At 55.3% G+C, this 17,687-nt stretch carries 16 protein-coding genes; 8 read left to right on the forward strand and 8 right to left on the reverse strand.

Annotated features, from left to right (window positions below; all coding sequences use genetic code 11):
- Positions 1 to 6: 6 nt before the first annotated feature.
- From ABDX87_RS27925 to ABDX87_RS27935, 3 genes are all read right to left on the reverse strand, one after another.
- The gene (locus ABDX87_RS27925; RefSeq protein WP_346830802.1) at positions 7 to 927 is read right to left on the reverse strand and encodes an SMP-30/gluconolactonase/LRE family protein; all 921 of its coding nucleotides are present in this window, start codon (positions 925 to 927) and stop codon (positions 7 to 9) included.
- Positions 928 to 1,749: 822 nt separating this feature from the next.
- Positions 1,750 to 2,565 carry an alpha/beta fold hydrolase gene (locus tag ABDX87_RS27930; protein ID WP_346830803.1) on the reverse strand — a complete coding sequence of 272 codons (816 nt, stop codon included), beginning with the start codon at positions 2,563 to 2,565 and terminating at the stop codon, positions 1,750 to 1,752.
- A gap of 1 nt (position 2,566) precedes the next feature.
- The gene (locus ABDX87_RS27935) at positions 2,567 to 3,775 is read right to left on the reverse strand and encodes an MFS transporter (protein WP_346830804.1); all 1,209 of its coding nucleotides are present in this window, start codon (positions 3,773 to 3,775) and stop codon (positions 2,567 to 2,569) included.
- Between the two features lie 223 nt (positions 3,776 to 3,998).
- Between ABDX87_RS27935 and ABDX87_RS27940 the strand changes: the two genes are divergently transcribed.
- Complete coding sequence (locus ABDX87_RS27940; protein WP_346830805.1) at positions 3,999 to 4,646, forward strand: AraC family transcriptional regulator; 648 nt, start codon at positions 3,999 to 4,001, stop codon at positions 4,644 to 4,646.
- A gap of 55 nt (positions 4,647 to 4,701) precedes the next feature.
- Here ABDX87_RS27940 and ABDX87_RS27945 read toward each other — a convergent pair whose 3' ends face one another.
- Positions 4,702 to 5,613, reverse strand: coding sequence for a LysR family transcriptional regulator (locus tag ABDX87_RS27945; protein WP_346830806.1), 912 nt, complete (start codon positions 5,611 to 5,613; stop codon positions 4,702 to 4,704).
- Between the two features lie 130 nt (positions 5,614 to 5,743).
- Here ABDX87_RS27945 and ABDX87_RS27950 point away from each other — a divergent pair, with 130 nt between their 5' ends.
- From ABDX87_RS27950 to ABDX87_RS27960, 3 genes are all read left to right on the forward strand, one after another.
- The gene (locus ABDX87_RS27950) at positions 5,744 to 6,496 is read left to right on the forward strand and encodes an SDR family oxidoreductase (protein ID WP_346830807.1); all 753 of its coding nucleotides are present in this window, start codon (positions 5,744 to 5,746) and stop codon (positions 6,494 to 6,496) included.
- A 29-nt stretch (positions 6,497 to 6,525) separates the two neighbouring features.
- Complete coding sequence (locus tag ABDX87_RS27955; RefSeq protein WP_346830808.1) at positions 6,526 to 7,197, forward strand: isochorismatase family cysteine hydrolase; 672 nt, start codon at positions 6,526 to 6,528, stop codon at positions 7,195 to 7,197.
- Positions 7,198 to 7,270: 73 nt separating this feature from the next.
- Entirely contained in the window at positions 7,271 to 7,789 is a 519-nt protein-coding gene (locus tag ABDX87_RS27960) for a glutathione S-transferase family protein (RefSeq protein ID WP_346830809.1), read from the forward strand.
- 303 nt (positions 7,790 to 8,092) lie between these two features.
- Here ABDX87_RS27960 and ABDX87_RS27965 read toward each other — a convergent pair whose 3' ends face one another.
- Positions 8,093 to 9,169: an RES family NAD+ phosphorylase gene (locus tag ABDX87_RS27965; protein ID WP_346830810.1), complete on the reverse strand. Its 1,077-nt coding sequence runs from the start codon at positions 9,167 to 9,169 to the stop codon at positions 8,093 to 8,095.
- A gap of 294 nt (positions 9,170 to 9,463) precedes the next feature.
- Entirely contained in the window at positions 9,464 to 10,093 is a 630-nt protein-coding gene (locus tag ABDX87_RS27970) for a TetR/AcrR family transcriptional regulator (RefSeq protein ID WP_346830811.1), read from the reverse strand.
- 362 nt (positions 10,094 to 10,455) lie between these two features.
- Between ABDX87_RS27970 and ABDX87_RS27975 the strand changes: the two genes are divergently transcribed.
- On the forward strand, positions 10,456 to 11,883 hold the full coding sequence (locus tag ABDX87_RS27975) for an MFS transporter (RefSeq protein WP_431061190.1): 1,428 nt from the start codon (positions 10,456 to 10,458) through the stop codon (positions 11,881 to 11,883).
- A 131-nt stretch (positions 11,884 to 12,014) separates the two neighbouring features.
- Here the strand turns inward: ABDX87_RS27975 and ABDX87_RS27980 are convergent, their stop codons facing one another.
- A complete protein-coding gene (locus tag ABDX87_RS27980) occupies positions 12,015 to 12,899 on the reverse strand; it encodes a fumarylacetoacetate hydrolase family protein (RefSeq protein ID WP_346830813.1) in 885 nt (294 codons plus the stop codon).
- Between the two features lie 200 nt (positions 12,900 to 13,099).
- Between ABDX87_RS27980 and ABDX87_RS27985 the strand changes: the two genes are divergently transcribed.
- Positions 13,100 to 13,492: a tautomerase family protein gene (locus ABDX87_RS27985; protein WP_346830814.1), complete on the forward strand. Its 393-nt coding sequence runs from the start codon at positions 13,100 to 13,102 to the stop codon at positions 13,490 to 13,492.
- A 279-nt stretch (positions 13,493 to 13,771) separates the two neighbouring features.
- Here the strand turns inward: ABDX87_RS27985 and ABDX87_RS27990 are convergent, their stop codons facing one another.
- Positions 13,772 to 14,635, reverse strand: coding sequence for a type 1 glutamine amidotransferase domain-containing protein (locus ABDX87_RS27990; RefSeq protein ID WP_346830815.1), 864 nt, complete (start codon positions 14,633 to 14,635; stop codon positions 13,772 to 13,774).
- Positions 14,636 to 15,039: 404 nt separating this feature from the next.
- Between ABDX87_RS27990 and ABDX87_RS27995 the strand changes: the two genes are divergently transcribed.
- Both ABDX87_RS27995 and ABDX87_RS28000 read left to right on the forward strand, forming a co-directional pair.
- A complete protein-coding gene (locus ABDX87_RS27995) occupies positions 15,040 to 15,492 on the forward strand; it encodes a (2Fe-2S)-binding protein (RefSeq protein WP_346830816.1) in 453 nt (150 codons plus the stop codon).
- A gap of 8 nt (positions 15,493 to 15,500) precedes the next feature.
- Positions 15,501 to 17,687 (forward strand): xanthine dehydrogenase family protein molybdopterin-binding subunit, encoded by a 2,187-nt coding sequence (locus ABDX87_RS28000; RefSeq protein WP_346830817.1) that lies wholly within the window; start codon positions 15,501 to 15,503, stop codon positions 17,685 to 17,687.

Raw genomic sequence — 17,687 nt, forward strand, 5'->3', positions numbered from 1 at the left:
AGCCACTCAGCTATGTGAATACATCTGCAGGCCTTTCACCGGTGTTCGAACCTGCAGGATGGAGCCCGTCTCCGACTCGGTGATGAATAGCGTACGACCGTCATCGCCCCCGAACGCGAGGTTGGTATTGCTAATGCCTTCGCAGGACACATAGCGCTGAGTCGGTTCTCCGACCCTGGAGAGTCGCCAGACCGATCCAAAACCCGTATGAGCGATGTACAGATTGCTTTCGTCATCCAGCGCCAGACCGTCAGGGCCGCCGAGTCCGCCATGCAACTGCGCGAAGACGCCGACCTTGCTGATAATCGACCCGTTACCCAGCGGGATGCGCCAGATCTGTTGCGCGCGGGTCACCGCAATCAGCAAATGGTTGTGTTTGGGGTCGAACACGATCCCGTTCGGGCTGGGGACGGTATTGATGAGGCACGTGAGGTTACCGGCTGCATCCAGTTTGTAGACACGCCCGGTAGGATCCTGCAGGCCTGTCTGGCCCTGATCGGTGAAGTACATGTCGCCTGCCGGCGAGAACACCAGATCGTTCACCCCTTTGAAGCCTTCCGAGCCTGCCGATTCCAGAAACGCTTCGATCTTCCCGTTTTGCGGGTCAAGCAACATGATGCCGCGCTTGTAATCGGTGATGAAAATCCGACCGTCCTGATGAATTTTCAGGCCGTTGGGCCAACCGTCGTACTCACAGACCAGCGTCCACTCGCCCACTGGAGAAATCTTGAAGATCCGGCCATAGGGAATATCGGTGACGTAGAGGTTGCCATCTCTGTCAAAAGACGGGCCCTCCAGAAATGAATCGATGACTTTCCCCTGGCGATTGGCGTCAGCCCAGGTTGTGCGCCGCGGGTCGCGAAATCGCTCAGGCAGGCGGGTAAAAACAGTGGTTTCAGTGATAGTTGGGGCGGGGAAGAAGCTCATGAGTGCTCCTGAAGCGATCCGGCGGTGCGGACGCGAAATTTTATTAAAATAGAATTGCATTTCAAAAATAAATCATTTTTAGGTTGAGTGCGAGTGCTTTTGCAAGCGCGTCGTCGCTTGCCTGGATAGAGGTCTGGCGACGCAAAGGACGGCATGAAACCAATTTTTTGGAATATGATTTCGTTAGAGCGTTATGACTGCGAAGGCAGTCCCCACACCTAAAACAATATGCCGGATGATGGTAGGCCGACCTAGGGCTGCTTCTGGCCGATAGCTGTCACCGGCCAGCCTCAATTTTTTCATTTTCCGTGACCGTCCGGTACGCAGCCCTTTGGCTATAGATCTATACAAATATTGTCAGCGAAAGATACATCTGGCAGGCAATAAAGGTCGCCAACACTCAACAGGGTTCCGGGTGGTAGGGTCGTAAATGTTGAAATTTGTTGGACCAAGTATTCAGCTTCGGCCAGCGGCTTCGTCATCGGGACGTGATGGGCCGCGAAATTCACCCAGATGACGAACTCAATCAAATCGTCGCCCTTGAGCAGCTGAGATACTGGAATCCATCCCGCCTGAAGCTCGATGTTTTGAACGCTGGTCTTATGGTGGAGGTCAGTGCCGGAGTGCTTACACGTCAGCCAACATCTAAACGCTAGACCTGTGATAGAAGTTTTGAGGCATCCAGATTCGTGAGGCGAAGTGTGTGTGCCGACAACTGCCATGACTTCTAGTAGAAGGTCGGCTTTGATCAGCCAACCGCCCGAATGGCTGCTCATAGGATGGTGTGCGAAGCCATAGACCAGCTTTCCCCGCGAAAGACAGTCATGGCAGTGTGTAGTTGAAAGTAGGTTCAAGCCAGCTGGGCGGGGCTAAATCAGGCTGGTTAGTCCTACGCCCAGCCGCAAGGTCCAGCAGCTTTTGAACCAGCAGATCTGGTGCACTCATCATCACATTGTGGCCGGTGGCGATCTCAGTCCACGCCCAGTCTGGACGTGCCTGGACACGAGCCCGGCTACGTGCAAGTGGTTCATACGATGGAGTGGAGCAATACACGTATATCTTGGGTACGCTCATCCTGGAAGCGTTTGGCGCTACCAGCGAGTCTTCATAGGTCTTCAGCGGATGCGGTGTGCACCGTGCTTCGATTAACTCCTTGTGATCTTGAGACACAACGCCGAATGATTCAGCAGCGGGTACCGGTATCGAATGACCCTGTCCGAATCTGAGGGCATTGGTCAGATGGGCGCTCACCCGCGAAGGCGGCAGGTGGCAAAAAACGTTCTCGCCATGATCCAACACCAATGCATCGAGCATGACGAGACATCGAAGGGCTTTGGAGCATCGACTTGCAGCACCGATAGCAGGCACTCCGCCGTAGCTGTGCCCGACCAGCACAACGTCCGTCAAACCTTCATATTCGATGACGTTCATCACGTCCTGTATGTGGGTTTCTAGTCCCACCTTCACGTCCAGCAGATGCGAGCGCTCACCCAGTCCGGTCAACGTCGGAGCATAAGCCTTATGACCCAGCGCGCGCAGTTGATGAACCACGCTGTCCCAGCACCATCCACCGTGCCAAGCGCCATGAACAAGCACAAATGTCAGGGGAGCCGGGTGATCGCTCTTTGTATGAGTCATCTCAGGCTTCCTGACGCGCCCAGAAGCGCAGTGCGATCACGGCACTAATGGCCATTACGAAGAGAATGAGGATGACGCATGCGGGCCAGCCGCCCATGGCGTAGGCGAAACCCGGTACATAAGCGCCCACGCTGCCACCCGCGTAGTAGGCGCACACGTAAAGCCCTGCCGCAGAAGACTTGGCTTTCGCAGCGACTTTGCCAAGGTTGGTACCCGCAGCGGAGTTGCCTACGAACACGCCCATTGAAATGAGCGCCAAGCCTACAAAGGTCAACAGCAGGTAGGGTGTCAGTGTCAGCAGGAGACCGACCGCACTGGTCGTCAAAGCGATGATCAGGACTGTCCTGGAACCGATCTTGTCGATCCAACGGCCAGCGAAAGGCGTCGCGACCGCACCAAACAGGTTCAGTAAGAACATTGATCCGAGCTGCACAGTCGTGAGGTTGAATGGTGCACTGGCGAGGTGGAAGGTGATGAAGGTAAACACGGCAACGAAGACGAACAGCGTGTTAAAGCCAATGGCCCATACAGCGATGAGTGGAAGATTTTTAAAGTGACCCAGCATCGCCCTGATGCCTTGGCCAAAATGACGTTGCGCCACAAAATTTTGCGACGCAGGCAGGAGTGCCCAAACCGCAAATCCACCTAAAACCAATAGCACTGACTGGGCTACGAAGGCGTAGTGCCAATCAGTCCACGTCGCTACGAAACCTGCGACTACTCGTCCGGACACGCTTCCGAGAACGTTCCCTGCGATGTATGCAGATGTGGCTAGCCCGGAGTTCGGTCCCTTCCACTCCTCTCCAAGGTAGGCAAGTGCCACGGAAAAAATCCCGGGAATGAACAAGCCCTGGAGAAATCGCCACACTATGAGCTGATTCAATGTGCTGGATGTCGCTGCGAGCGCCATAGGAATGGCCAGGCCGAAGATGGCCATCACAATGACCCGTTTGCGACCGAGGGCATCGGCAATGAGCCCGATGATTGGCGCTGTCAGTGCCACAGCCAGGGTGGTGGCGGTGACAGTGATACTCACCGCACCAACGGATGCCGAAAAGGCCTTTGCCAATAAGGGTAAAAGGGGTTGCGTGACATACACCGCCAGAAAAGGGCAAAAACCACAGAGAGCGATTGCAAAAAGCTTGAGTGCGAGTTGCGTGGGCTGGGCGTTTGAAGGTGTCAGAGGATCTACAGATGCGCGAGTGTTCATGGCAGGAAACTTTCATCAGAAACAGATAGCTGCTAGCGTAATCTGACCTTTTATCGATGTGCGGCCAAGGACTATCGCGGAAATGCCAAGTGCGTCTTACCCTGATACACCTCTATCGGTTGAAACGGAGGTATCGCTTCTATCGCGCAGCTATCGACGTGGCACACAGCTGGGCTATCACGTGCATCGGCAAGGTCAGCTGCTTTACGCCTACCGAGGTCTGATGCAGGTCACGACCCTTTCCGGGCGATGGCTGGTTCCTCCGCAGCGCGCTGTATGGTTGCCGGCGTTTCGGGAGCATGCGATCGATGTCCTCGCTGACATCGAGATGAGAACCTTCTTCGTCGAGTCTTCCCGAATCATTAAACAATGTGGTGAAACAGCCTTGCAGGATGAGTTTGTGATTGAGGTCAACCCGCTTTTGCGCGAGTCAATCCTGGCAATGTTCCAGCCCAATCTCACGACACAGCGACTCGACTTGCTCTCACATATCGCCTTGTTGGAATTGCCGGAGGCAGGCGATGCAACGACGTTCATTCCAATGCCGAGCGATCCAAGGGCGCGCCGCGTTGCTGAGCTTGCGCTTGACGACATCCAGGGCATTAGGGATATCGACGAGCTGGCTACTGCGGCAGGTTCCTCGGCTCGAACCATCGCCAGGCTGTTCATGGCCGAGACAAACATTACTTTCAAAAAATGGCGACAGCGTGCGCGCATCCTGGCAGCACTTGAGATGCTTAATGCGGACAAGATGATGATCAAACAGATCGCTCATCGCGCAGGGTATGCGAGTGTTGCGGCATTCAGCGCGGCTTTCATGAAGGTGATAGGAATGACTCCTTCAGAGTTTCAAGCCCGTACCGGGAGTTGAGCGCCATGCCTGGCCAGCCATGTGAGTTCGATGTGTTAGCCCAAGTACGCAGGGACTACTCACTTTCAATAGGCATGTGTGCAGCATTTAGCGCAGGAATTTGTGCGAAGGTTTCAGCAATGAAGTCCATAAAGACGCTAGCACGTGTTGGGAGCAGTCGATTAGCCACATACAGAATCTGAACCGGGACAGGCGGCGCGCCGTATGGGGCCAGGATGACCTGAAGATCGCCGCTGGCCAGTCCCTTTTCAAACAACCAGCGTGGTCCATGACCAATTCCTAAACCAGCTCCTACCGCAGTTTGGACTGCCTCCGGCGAATTCACCCTGAAGCGTCCGTTCACCTCGACAACTTCGTCTCTGAAACGCCATGTCGTCCCTGAAGACAAAAGGGTATAGATCACACACGCATGATCTTTCAGGTCAAACGGTACTTTGGGAATACCGTGGCGTGCGATGTAACTTTTGTTAGCCACACACACGCGTTCGAACACGCCGATGCGCCGCACTCGCAGGGCACTGTCTTCAAGATGACCAATGCGGATGGCCAGCTCGGCACCTTCGTCCATCAAGTTGACGTAGCTGTCACTGATCTGCAAATCCAAGGAGAGGTCGGGGTATTGGTTTAGAAAGGCGGGAAGGTGAGGTAACAGAAAAGCATGAGCCAAGGCTGTTGGGCAGGCAACACGCAACAGCCCTGATGGAGCGACCTTGTCGCGCAGGGTCGATTCTGATTCTGCAACAGCATCAAGAATGCGACGTACCTCGGCGTAATACCGTTGTCCCTCTGGCGTTAGCACAAGTTTGCGCGTGGATCTGTGCAGCAATCTAGTTTGCAGGTGTTCTTCAAGCGCTGCAACGTACCGGCTTACATTGGGCTGACCTAGCCCGAGCTGGCGTCCCGCTGCGGAAAAGCTCCCTGTTTCCACCGCTCTTGCAAAGCACGACATCAACAAAAACCGATCCACTCTCACCTCGCATTCATGCTGTCACTGCATGAAGTATATACAGACTGGACGTCTTATCAGTTAGACCGCATGAATGCACTCTGTCGCTGACTTCACATCAGCAACGCATCACACAGCGACAGGAGCATTTATGTCTCGTTTGAATGGCAAACGTACGCTTATTACCGGTGGTACCAGTGGTATCGGCCTTGAGACGGCCAAGCAGTTTCTCGCAGAAGGGGCCCGCGTCATTGTCACGGGAGTCAATCCCGAGTCCATGGCCAGAGCCAAAGCTGAGCTGGGTAGCGATGTCGCCGTATTCGGCGCGGATTCGGGCAACGTAGAAGCGCAACGCAAATTGGCGCGCTATGTTCAGGATCAATACGGCGAGCTGGACGTTGCATTTCTTAACGCCGGAGTGTCGGTGTGGGTACCGATTGAGCAGTGGACCGAAGAGCAGTTCGACCGGTCTTTTGCGATCAATGTCAAAGGCCCTTATTTCCTGATTCAAGCGCTATTGCCGGTGTTCGCTAACCCAGCTTCCGTGGTGCTAAACACCTCGATCAACGCGCATGTGGGTGCGGCCAGTTCCTCCGTCTACGCCGCTACAAAGGCAGCCTTGCTTAACATGTCCAAAACGCTTTCTGGTGAGCTTTTGTCTGCGGGGGTTCGCATCAATGCGGTCAGTCCCGGGCCGGTGGATACGCCGCTGTACGACAAACTCGGCATCCCTGACGCGTACCGGGAGCAAGTGAACCAGCAAATCCTCTCTACCGTGCCATTTGGCCGCTTCGGCACGCCAGAAGAAGTTTCCAAAGCCGTGGTGTACCTAGCGTCGGATGAATCCAAGTGGACCGTAGGCACCGAGATCATCGTGGACGGCGGTCGCACGCTGAACGGCTGACTTTCACTTTTTTCTACAGGAAACCCAAAATGAAAAAGCTTATAGGCGGCCTGCTGGCAGCCGTCGTGATCGCGGCGTCTCTTGCGGTGCAGGCTCAGACGTTGGTCAATGACACTCACAAAAGCGCACTGATATTGATCGAGTACCAGAATGACTGGATGGCCACAACAGGCGGCATTAACTCCCAGTTTAAGGACCGCAAACAGTTTGATGACTCGGTGAAGAACTCAAAGCTTGTCCTGGCTGAAGCGCGCCGCCGTCACATGGAAATTATCTATGTGACCATGACCCTGGAACCTTCATTCAAGGTGCTGGGGCAGGCCAAATACGGACTGCGCGCCATGATGCCTCAATACAAATCGTTCCTTGGAAAACAGGCGGAATTCTTCCCAGGCTTCGAGCCGGCAGCCGGTGAGTACGTGATCCGTGAGCGAACCGGAAGCAGTGCCTTTGCCGGAACGTCGCTGGACAGCTACCTGCGCAACAATCACATCGAAGACATCTATCTGATGGGCTACTCCCTGCGTCAGTGCGTGGAATCGACGCTGCGAAATGCTCACGATCTTGGCTACAACACGAACGTGATCTATGACGCGTCAGCAGGCTTTTCCGAAGAGCAGCAGTCATCGTTTCTCACCGACATTTTGCCGTTCTACGGTAACGGGCTAACTGCCATGGATTTCATCAAGTCGGGAAGCTGACTGCGATTGGCAACCATGAATAACCCATGCCCACTGCGCATGGGTTTTCCATCACGCAATTGGGAATCCTCAGATGCTCACACTGATAAGTCATCCACTTTGTCCCTTTGTTCAAAGGGTCGCTATTGTGTTGCGCGAGAAGCGCATAGCGTTTGAAAGGCTGGACGTGGATCTTGAGGACAAGCCGGAGTGGTTTCTCGCGATATCCCCAATGGGCAAGGTCCCGGTTCTACGCGTCACTCCAGAAACCGGCGGACCTGTGGCACTCTTCGAGAGCACTGTCATCTGTGAATACGCCGAGGACATCCAGCCGCTGCCAGCCATGTATACAGGGACTGCATTGAAGAAAGCACTACAGCGTTCCTGGTGCAGCTTGGCGTCTGCGATGCTGGCTGACGCATGGGGCTTTTTGATTGCCACAGATCTGGATACGGCAGAACGATATGCTGGTTTATTCCGGCAAGACTTGGAAAGGTTCGAATCAGTGCTGACTTACGGTCCCTATTTTGCGGGGCCAGAGTTTTGGAATGGTGGATGCACTGGTCGCGCCGGTATTTCGGTATTTCGACATCGTGTCTTCGACGGCGTCTAAAGAACTGTTTGCTGATTTGCCTAAGATCTCAAGATGGCGTGCAGGCTTGTCTTCACGACCCAGCGTGCGGGCAGCAGTGAGTGAAGAATATGCCGAACGCTTTAAACACTACCTGACAAAGCGCCAGGCACTTGTGTTGTCGGAATGAGCGGATAGATCATTTTCCGTGAACAATTCTTGGCCAGCCATGGCAAACCACACGAGGCTTGGGCGGTGGCGATTGTGAAGGCCGCTATCGACCCGAATCTGCCCTTCAAGGAAGGGCAGTAGCCGCCTTTGATCTGAGCACCTCTAACATTTCGGTCAATACTGCACGGGACCGAAGTGTCCTCTATACCCGACCTGAGTGAGTACCAAACGATTAATGCATTGGATGCTTATCAGATCGTTCTCCAGCGGACGTCCAAACAGGGCAAAATTTTTGATTGTGTATGCCTCAGCGTATTTTTCCCGATCAGGATGACAGCGCCGCAGTGACATACCATAGGCGGTTTCAAAAGGATGGCCGCCAGTGCGAATCAAACTAAAGAACGACGGATAAATTATGCCGTCGAAGCCTGCTTCTTTGGCTGCTAATGCGATTGCTCTGGAAATTTCATAGGAGTGGGAACGTGCCAGGAAGAGCATATGGATAGCCATATCCAAGCTTTCGAATTCCGTCACGTCTTCTTCGAGTAGATGAGTAAGATCCAAAAGCCGTAAGTTCCGCTTAGGCTCCAGGGTAGCAACGTAGATGTCGTCATCTGTCGATGCTCGACATTCATGGATGCAAACGTCGATGTCCTGCGATCCGTACATGATAGGAAAGCCTGGCGAGTCGAGTCGCCCCTTTCCTGCGAGTGCGGTAGGCGGGCTGTCGTACTCTGCTGGATCACTTGGACGCTGTGGGCTGATTCGTAGGCGATAAAATTTCTGCCCCATTTCAAGTGTCTTTTCTGGGTATTCCTTCATTACGCGCTTGATGATTTTCGACCGCTTCAATTCGTCCTGAAGATCCTTAAGTGGCTCGACTTCGCCAACCATCCAAAGGCGTGGGCCGTAGTGGAAGAAGCCAATCTGAACAGCCTCCTCAAGAAGCCTGATGTCATCTTTGAGCCAGATCGAGGGCGATATATCGCTCCTCCCAAAGTGATGCTCGTTGCACTGAATTACAGGCGCTGCACCGTAGTCGCAACGGACGGTAGTACCACCCACAAAAAAACGCCATGCAAGAGCTTCAATAAGCTCCTTCGTAAGCTTTCGGCCTTCTCGGCTGTGGCAGTTCGGACATTTCACATGCTCCTCGGTGCCGAGCTTGAATGCATCTATCCGCAGTCCTTCATCCGTGAAGCATTGAGAGCAAAGGAGGGTTTGAGTCGTCTTCGCAGTTTCTTCTGGCATAGTCCTACCGTGGATACTCTTATGGGATGGACCTCAAACTTTAGACCAAGCGGATCGGTTCGGTTTTGGGCTCAGTTGAGCCGGTTGCTACCGTCCGCTTCTGGCCGATAGCGGCCACTCGGATGGCTGAGAAGCCCGTAATCGAGATGGACTACAACTACGCACGTGAAGTAGCCCAGTGCCGGTTGTGTCGAGCCTTCCGAAGTCATCATCTGCGTTCACTAATGATCTGAGTTGTCCGAAGCGCCGCACTCGCTCTGTGCATGGCCATCAGAAGAGGGATTTTCGAACGGGTTAGCTGTTCAGGTTCAAACTCTCGACTGCTGAAACCTCCGAATTGAGAAAAGTGCGCGCGGATTTCAGGATCTCGTCCGACAGAGCCGTTTTGCCGGTGGCGCGAGCGAGGGTCATGGCGCCTACCATCAATGAGTATTCGACCAGCGCGGCCTGGCGCCTGGCGGTTTCATCTTGCGGTGAGGCGCCGGGTTCAACGGTGGAGAGATAAGCGTCCATCAACGCCCGTAGCCCTTTGATGTAAGTCTGATGAAGCACGGACTGGTTGTCTTCGTGGGACATGTCACCAGAGAACGCCACAACAGGGCAGGTGTCGGCGGCATTGTCGCGCTTGGATGGCGCGAGGTAGTGATCGACGATCGCCTTTCGGGCTTTCCGTTTTTTACGGTGGCTGGCGATCTTTTCTTTCCAGGCGTTCGCTGACTGCTCGAATGCGTGAGTGCAGGCTTCCGTCGCCAGTGCCTCTTTGGATTCGAAGTGTCCATAAAAACCGCCATGGGTGAGGCCTGCTTCGTTCATGACTTCTGCGACGCTCACTCCATTCAGTCCACGCTCACGGTAGAGCCGGACGGCTGTTTCGGTGATGGCGACACGGTTCAATTCAGTTTGCTGTCGGGAAACTCTGGGCATGGGAACCTCTCCTCACGCGTAAATAGATTTTAGGTATCATATATAAGAGTTCGCTCACTGTCATGGTGAACAAAAGACCGGCGTTGCATTGAGCCCGGCCGAATCATTCCGATGCATCCGAGGTGCATCATAGTCGTTCTCATTCTCTTCAATAGATGATCGTTAAAATTTATTGAATAGATTTTCATGCTCATCTATTTTGGTTGCGAGAGATCTCGCAACCGTTGCGCGGTCATCACGGGCACAGCGTGGGGTTGCACATGAATGCACAAAACCAAGGCGTCAGTCGCTGGACAATGGCAGACTGGCGACTGCTCTTGATCGCTACCACGCTGTGTGTGTTGGTGGTCATGGACGCCAACATGGTCGCATTGGTGTTGCCGTCGATTTCCGACAGTTTCACCGCATCTTTCCAGTCACTGGAGTGGGTGATCAGTGCCTATATGATCACGTTCGCCTCGTGTCTGTTGCCTGCCGGCGGCTTTGCAGACCGGTTTGGCAGGCGGCGCATTTTGCTCACCGGATTGGCGATTTTTTGTGTCTCATCGGTGGCGTGTGGGCTTGCCGGAACGATCACCGCGTTGAACGTCGCGCGAGCGTTTCAAGGGGTGGGCGCGGCTCTTCAGCTCACGTCGGCGCTGGCCATCATCGGCAATGCTTTCGCGCACCGTCCGGTGGCTGCACGCGCATGGGGAATCTGGGGCACATGCATGGGGTTGACAATCTGCCTCTCGCCTCTGCTCGGAGGGTTCATCACTCAATTGATCGGGTGGAAGGCGATATTCCTGATCAACGTGCCGCTCGGGATGCTCATTGCGTATAGCGTGATTCGCTGGATACCCGAATCGAAAGCTGCGCTTCGTCGGCCGATCGATGTGATGGGCAGCGTGACATTTCCTCTCGCCCTGGCGCTACTGATCTGGGGGCTTATCTCTGTGAATGGAGATGGCTTGTTTAGCCTTCTCACGCTCGCCAAATTCAGTGTGAGCCTCGCGCTGTTCACGCTGTTCATTCTGATCGAAACGGCCCGGCAGCAACCAATGGTGGATTTTCGGTTGTTCAAGAATCCGCGTTTCTCGGCGGGTGTGATTGGCATGTTTGGGTATTCCGCTTCTGCACAGGTGTTGTTGAGTTTTTTTCCGCTGTATTTGCAGACCTGGTTCGATCTAACCCCGTTGATGGCAGGTGTTTCGATGCTGCCGTTCGCAGTTGCGATGGTCATTGGCCCCCACGCGGGCAACTTCATTGGGCGTGACAGGTCGGCGCATTGGCTTCTAACGGTTGGATTGGCGACTGTTTGCACTGGCAATACCCTCACTGCCTGTCTGGTGACGTCTTCCCATTACCTGTGGGTGGCGCTTGGAATGTCTCTGATCGGGTTCGGGGCGGGAATGCTTAACGGCACCACTCAGCGAGCCATCATGGGAGAAGCCCCACCCGAAAATACCGGGATGGTCTCCGGCATTGCCCAGTCCACTCGGTTTGCCAGTATCGTCCTGGCGGTAGGTATTCTGGGCGCTGCGCTGGCTCAACATGCCCATGCCGTTTTTGAAAGAGGGCCAGCGCGGTCGTTGGGGCTGCATTCGGCGGAAGCTCACCGGTTTCTGGATCAGGTGCTCACAGGAAATGGACGCAGTGCAGGGCTTTCCATCGACCCGTCGGTGCACGCGTCCGCACTGCTGGCTGCTCGACTGAGCAGCGCATCGGGGTTTTCTCTGGCGTTGATGATTGCTGCACTGATTGCGGGGACGTCAGCGGTGTTGATCTGGCGCCTGAGCCGGCGCCCATGATGCGATCTTCTTGAGCGCACGGGGCTGAGGAGTGAGCGGTGTCGATTCGAGGGTCTAAAGGCTGACCCCCTGGCGCTCGCTAGCCGTCTCGACGCGGCAAGTGCCAAAGGGTGCAGGATAGCGCTGGGAGGTCAGTCCTGGCCGACGCGGTTTTCTAGCGTGCCAATGCCTTCGATTTCGATGCGAACGCTATCACCCGGCTGAAGAAAACGCGGCGGTGTGAAACCGATGCCGACACCGACCGGCGTTCCGGTGCTGATGACATCGCCAGGCTTGAGTTCGATGCCCGCAGACAGGCATTCGATCAGTGCAGGAATGTCGAAAATCAATGCGTTCACATTCGCTTGCTGCCTCAACTCGTCGTTCACCCAGCACTTGATTGTGGCGCTCTTCGGGTTGAACTCATCAGCGGTAGCGATCCATGGGCCCATGGGGCAAAAGCCGTCTAGGGATTTACCGAGAAACCACTGGCGGTGGTTTTTTTGCAGATCGCGCGCCGTGACATCATTGATGATGGTGTAGCCCCAGACGTGGGCATACGCGTTTTCTTTCGATATGCCACGGCCGCCTTTGCCGATGATGACCCCCAGTTCCGCCTCGTAATCCAACTGTTGGGTGACGCGAGTGTGCGCAGGAATGGGTTCCAGATGGCCGATGACCGAGTCCGGTGTCTTGGTGAAAATCACGGGAAACTCAGGAGCGATCTCTCCGTCTTTTGCACTGTGATCGAAGCCGGATTTGCTGAATTCGGCCGCGTGTTCGTGATAATTCTTGCCCACGCAGAAGATGTTTCGCTTCGGTGCGAGTGGCGCCAGGACCTTAACGCCCTCAAGTGATTTGCCCGCCCCTTGAGCTCCAAGTCCGCCAGCAAGGTCTTCCCAATTCGCAATCAGCTCGTCCAGGCTTCCTGAAAATTGACCCTGAAGCTCTTTCAGCGGCCAGTAACGGCTAGTCTTGTCGTCGATCAGTGCAGGGGTAGGGCGATTGTATTCAGCTAAGACATTGGCAAATTTCATCGGCGTTCCTCAGCGGTTTTTGGAATTTCTCTGATACCAGCCCTATCGCTCATTCATGTGCTCATCGGGCTTGTCAGCGGAAAATACATGATGTAAAACATCTATTCAATAAATGTTGAGTAACATTTATTTTGAGTGGGACGCCGGTTTCGGTGTATCGCCACGACCCCAACCGTTCATGCCTGAAACAAGGAAATGCCATGCCTCTCGCCAGAATCGATGTTGCAGCAGACACCTCTGCCGAAACTGTCAAAATCATCGGCGCTGTCATTTATGAAGCCATGACCGGGGTCGCCAATGTCCCGGCCAATGACCGCTATCAGATCGTCACTCGCCATGCCAAGGATGAATTGATCTACCCGGAAGAAGGTTATCTGGGCGTAACGTACACGCCGCAGATCGTGTTCATTCAGGTGACCTGGAACGCCGGGCGCTCCATCGAGGTCAAGAAGGCGTTCTACAAAGCGATCGCTGACGGCATTCACGAACGCGCTGGCATTCGCAAGGAAGACGTGTTCATCACGCTGATCGATGTACAGCGTGAAGACTGGTCGTTCGGTAATGGCGAGATGCAGTACGCACCGAAACCTTGAATTCGTCGGTGGGCAAAAATGGCGCGGGCTGTGTACCGCGCCATTTTTTTTGAAAGAAAAAAGCGGAAAGATGCAAAAAAAACGGGCCGGTCGAGAACCCCGACCGGCCCATGGCAACCCTTTTACACGTTGCCATCCCCTGATGTTGTCAGCCACTGATGCAGCACGTCCGGTAAGGCCCCATTTCTTTCGGCGGATTGACGCAGGGCCTCACGTTCGATGATGCACCTGAGTCATGGCATGGACAAAGGCATCAATCGAGGAAAACCATTAACTGACTCAGTGGCTCTTGGCGTTGAGTGCAGCCACCAGCTTCTGCCCAAACTCATGATCGGAGAACGGTTGTTGAGCGGTGACCAGCTCACGGTCTACGACGACGTGCGGTTTCCAGGCTTCGCCGTTATCAACCACTGCGCCTGCCTTGGCCAGGGCGTCGTCGTTGTAGAACAGCACCGAACCTTTCAACTGGCCCGGCTCAAGTTGCTGTTCTTCGCCTTTCGAGAAGACGGAGACTTTGTAGCCAGCGTACGGCCAGCCCTTGGCCAGGGATTTCACTGCGTTGTCGTCACCGGAGATCAGTGCCTTGTCCAGTGCAACCGGGTCGTGGGCAGCTGCCAGCAGGGCGATAGGGCCGTGGCAGATGATGCCGGTCGGACGGCCGGTGCTGTGGAATTGTGTCAGGATCTTGCCCAGATCTTTGTCTTTCATCAGGTCTTGCATTGGGGCGTGACCGCCTGGCATGAACAGACCTTTGTATTCCGAGGTGCCTTTAGCCGCGACGGCGGACAGTTTCAGTGGGTGTTTCAAGCCGTCAAAGCTGGCAACAAACTTCAACGCTTCTTCGCGTTTGGCGGCATCTTTGTCGAAGAACATGTCATTGTTGGAGCTGACGTCCATCTGCGGCTCATTGCCTTGTGGGTCAGCGAATACCGGGGTATAGCCAGCGTCAACAATGGCTTTCAATGGGGTGGCAAGTTCGTTCAGGTAGTAACCTGTTTCGTACGTCTTGCCTTCTTTAAGATCAAGTGTCTTGGCGCTGGACATAACAACCAGTACTTTGCCTTTGGACGGCTCTGCTGCGTAAGCATTCGATACGGCCAGGCCCAGCGCAAGCAGAGCGCCGCCAACTTTCAGTAAGTTCATGATGCAGTTCCTGTTGAGTGTTAATAATCAGCGGTTTCATGGGAGTTGCTGGTGTCGCAATGAACCAGGTTGTTCTCCTGATTTGCGCTCAGGTTATGATCGAAGCCCTTATTGCTCCATGTCGTTTATCCACCTTTTTCGGACATGCCACGGCGGCCGAAAAGATGTCCGAAAAAGTTGGATATCCGACTTAGGTAAACGCGCGCGATGGTTGTAATCTCACCCGCAACTCCCGTGGCCGGCCCTTCACGCTGATGAAGCGCTTGTTAGCAGGCGAGCCATGTACCAGAGACTTCCACGGGATGATCATCCGACATTCGCATTTAACAGTTTCTGCTCAATCGATATTCAATGTCTTGCGCAATGGCCCTTCAGCGGGCGTTGACACATAGAGAGAGGCGGCTATGCAAACACTTTTAGTTAATGGTGTTGAGCGATCGGTTGAAGTGCCGGATGAGATGCCTTTGTTGTGGGTACTCCGGGATGTCATCGGTTTGACTGGAACTAAGTACGGGTGCGGAATTGCACAATGTGGCGCGTGCACGGTACACGTTGACGGACAACCTGTTCGTTCTTGTGTATTGCCAGTGTCGAACGTTTCCGGCAAGTCGGTCACCACCATTGAAGCGATTGAAAACGATGCCGTCGGCAAAAAAGTGCAAGAGGCCTGGCTGGCGGCCGAAGTGGTTCAATGTGGTTATTGCCAGTCAGGGCAAATCATGAGCACGGTTGCACTGCTGCATAACAACCCGCACGCCAGTGAGTCCGACATTGTGACGGCCATGTCGGGTAACTTGTGCCGCTGCGCGACGTACTCGCGCATTCGCAACACTATTAAAACAATCACACTTAGTTGAGGCGCCCCATGGCCAATTCAAGAGCATCCGTGGGGGCTGTGTCGCGCCGTCATTTCCTGCAAGTGTCGGCCGCAACGTTTGCCGGATTGACTGTCAGTGCCTGGCTGCCGGTTGCCATGGCGCGCAGCGCTGCCGCCGAAACGGTGGCCAACGCGCGCCTGGGCGATAACTCCGACGGTTTTGGCGCATTCGTGCGTATAGACATTCAAGGCAATGTGACAGTCATCTCGCCAAAAATCGAAATGGGGCAGGGCATTCAGACCGGCATTGCCATGATGGTCGCCGAAGAGCTTGAAGTGCCGCTGAGCCAGGTCACGATTCAGGAGGCACCGCCCAACGAAGCGCTGTATGCCGACACCATTCTTCATGGACAGGCGACCGGTGGATCGACGTCCACGCGTTATGTCTGGAATCCGTTGCGCACGGCAGGTGCCACCGCGCGGATCCTCCTGACCCAGGCCGCCGCCATACGCTGGAACATCGCCCCGAGCCAGTGCGTCGCGAAGGCCGGATTCGTGACAGCGCCCGATGGCCGGAAGCTGGGTTACGGTGAGCTGGTACGCGATGCTTCGCTGCTGCCTGCGCCGACCGATGTGCCACTCAAGTCGCCCGAGGACTTCACGCTGCTCGGCTCGCCTGCACAGCGGCTCGACACGCCGCACAAGGTCAACGGCCAGACCAGATTCACCATCGACCTCTCGGTCCCGGAAATGCGGTACGCATCGACCTCGGCGTGCCCGGTGTACGGCGGCAAGCTGAAAAGCGTCGACGATTCGGCTGCCCGGCGCGTGCCGGGGGTGGTCGATGTGGTCAAGCTCGATAATGCGGTGGCCGTGATCGGCGTTCACACCTGGGCCTGTTTCCAAGGCCTCAAGGCGCTGGAGATCGACTGGGATCTCGGCGAGTTCGCATCGATGAACTCTGAAATCATCGAAGCTGGGCTGGCCAAAGCGATCACCACCGACGGCGTGGTCGCCGTCGAAAAGGGCAACATTCGCAAAGCCCTCGACGGCGCTTCGTCGCGCTTCGAGGCGACGTACGAGCAACCGTTCTGGTCGCACTCGCCACTGGAACCCATGACCTGTGTCGTTCATGTCCGCCCTGACGGCTGCGACCTCTGGGTGGGCACCCAGGTGCCGGGAGCAGCGCAGGCGACGGCCTCGAAGGTCACCGGATTGCCGCCCGAGAGAATCGTGGTGCATAACCAACTGATCGGTGGGTCGTTTGGACGTCGTCTGGACTTTGATTTCATCACCCAAGCGGTGCAGATCGCGAAGCAGGTGCCGTACCCGATCAAGATGACGTGGACCCGTGAAGAGGACATGACTCATGACATGTACCGCCCTCACTACCTGGATCATCTGGTCGCCGCACTGGACGAACACAAGATTCCGAACGGCTGGGAGCACCGCATTGCCGGTTCTTCCGTCGTTGCGCGCTATGCGGGGAAGCTGCCTCCCACTGGCATCGACCGGGATATCGTCGAGGTCTCGAAAGAGCCTGTCTATGCACTCGCCAACCACACCCTGCGTTACATCCGCGAAGAGGCGAAAGTCCTGCCGGTGTCCTGGTGGCGGGGGGTGGGGCCGTTGCGGGGCACATATGCGCTGGAGAGCTTCATTGATGAGCTGGCCCACAATGCGGGTGTCGATCCGGTCCAGTACCGTTTGCAGGTTTGCGAAGACCCGCGTGCCCGTGCGGCGCTCAGCCTCGTCGCGGAAAAAGGCGACTGGAACCGGCCGTTGAAAAAGGGGGTGGGTCGGGGCGTTTCTGTCAGCGCTGTGTTCGGCAGCTATGTCGCCACGATGGTAGAGCTGGAGATGGTCGGGGAATTCGGCATTCGGATCACCCGACTGGTCAGCGCGGTCGACTGCGGGGTGGTAACGAACCCGACCTCAATCATGGCGCAGATCGAAGGGGGCACGCTGTTTGGCCTTTCGGCCTCCTTGTTCAATGAGATCACCGTGGCTGACGGTCGGGTCCAGCAGAACAACTTTCACAACTACCGGCAGATCAGGATGAGCGACGCCCCGCCGGTCGAAGTACACATTATCGCAAGCGAAGCATCGCCCGGCGGTGTAGGGGAGGCGGGCACGGCATTGATTGCGCCTGCGTTGGTCAATGCGTTGCATGCCGCTTCTGGCAAAAGGATTCGGCAATTGCCGTTGAAACGTTCCGGCTACTACATCGTCTAG

Origin of the sequence: Pseudomonas abietaniphila (assembly GCF_039697315.1) — a bacterium.
Lineage (GTDB): Bacteria > Pseudomonadota > Gammaproteobacteria > Pseudomonadales > Pseudomonadaceae > Aquipseudomonas > Aquipseudomonas abietaniphila_B.

Bases quoted from the DNA above. Each gene is read 5' to 3' on its own strand.
- ABDX87_RS27935 (WP_346830804.1), bottom strand. From the start codon at position 3,775: ATGAACACTCGCGCATCTGTAGATCCTCTGACACCTTCAAACGCCCAG.
- ABDX87_RS27960 (WP_346830809.1), top strand. From the start codon at position 7,271: ATGCTCACACTGATAAGTCATCCACTTTGTCCCTTTGTTCAAAGGGTC.
- ABDX87_RS27985 (WP_346830814.1), top strand. From the start codon at position 13,100: ATGCCTCTCGCCAGAATCGATGTTGCAGCAGACACCTCTGCCGAAACT.
- ABDX87_RS27925 (WP_346830802.1), bottom strand. From the start codon at position 927: ATGAGCTTCTTCCCCGCCCCAACTATCACTGAAACCACTGTTTTTACC.
- ABDX87_RS27975 (WP_431061190.1), top strand. From the start codon at position 10,456: ATGGTCGCATTGGTGTTGCCGTCGATTTCCGACAGTTTCACCGCATCT.
- ABDX87_RS27940 (WP_346830805.1), top strand. From the start codon at position 3,999: ATGCAGGTCACGACCCTTTCCGGGCGATGGCTGGTTCCTCCGCAGCGC.
- ABDX87_RS27930 (WP_346830803.1), bottom strand. From the start codon at position 2,565: ATGACTCATACAAAGAGCGATCACCCGGCTCCCCTGACATTTGTGCTT.
- ABDX87_RS27990 (WP_346830815.1), bottom strand. From the start codon at position 14,635: ATGAACTTACTGAAAGTTGGCGGCGCTCTGCTTGCGCTGGGCCTGGCC.
- ABDX87_RS27970 (WP_346830811.1), bottom strand. From the start codon at position 10,093: ATGCCCAGAGTTTCCCGACAGCAAACTGAATTGAACCGTGTCGCCATC.
- ABDX87_RS27950 (WP_346830807.1), top strand. From the start codon at position 5,744: ATGTCTCGTTTGAATGGCAAACGTACGCTTATTACCGGTGGTACCAGT.
- ABDX87_RS27995 (WP_346830816.1), top strand. From the start codon at position 15,040: ATGCAAACACTTTTAGTTAATGGTGTTGAGCGATCGGTTGAAGTGCCG.
- ABDX87_RS27980 (WP_346830813.1), bottom strand. From the start codon at position 12,899: ATGAAATTTGCCAATGTCTTAGCTGAATACAATCGCCCTACCCCTGCA.
- ABDX87_RS27965 (WP_346830810.1), bottom strand. From the start codon at position 9,169: ATGCCAGAAGAAACTGCGAAGACGACTCAAACCCTCCTTTGCTCTCAA.
- ABDX87_RS28000 (WP_346830817.1), top strand. From the start codon at position 15,501: ATGGCCAATTCAAGAGCATCCGTGGGGGCTGTGTCGCGCCGTCATTTC.
- ABDX87_RS27955 (WP_346830808.1), top strand. From the start codon at position 6,526: ATGAAAAAGCTTATAGGCGGCCTGCTGGCAGCCGTCGTGATCGCGGCG.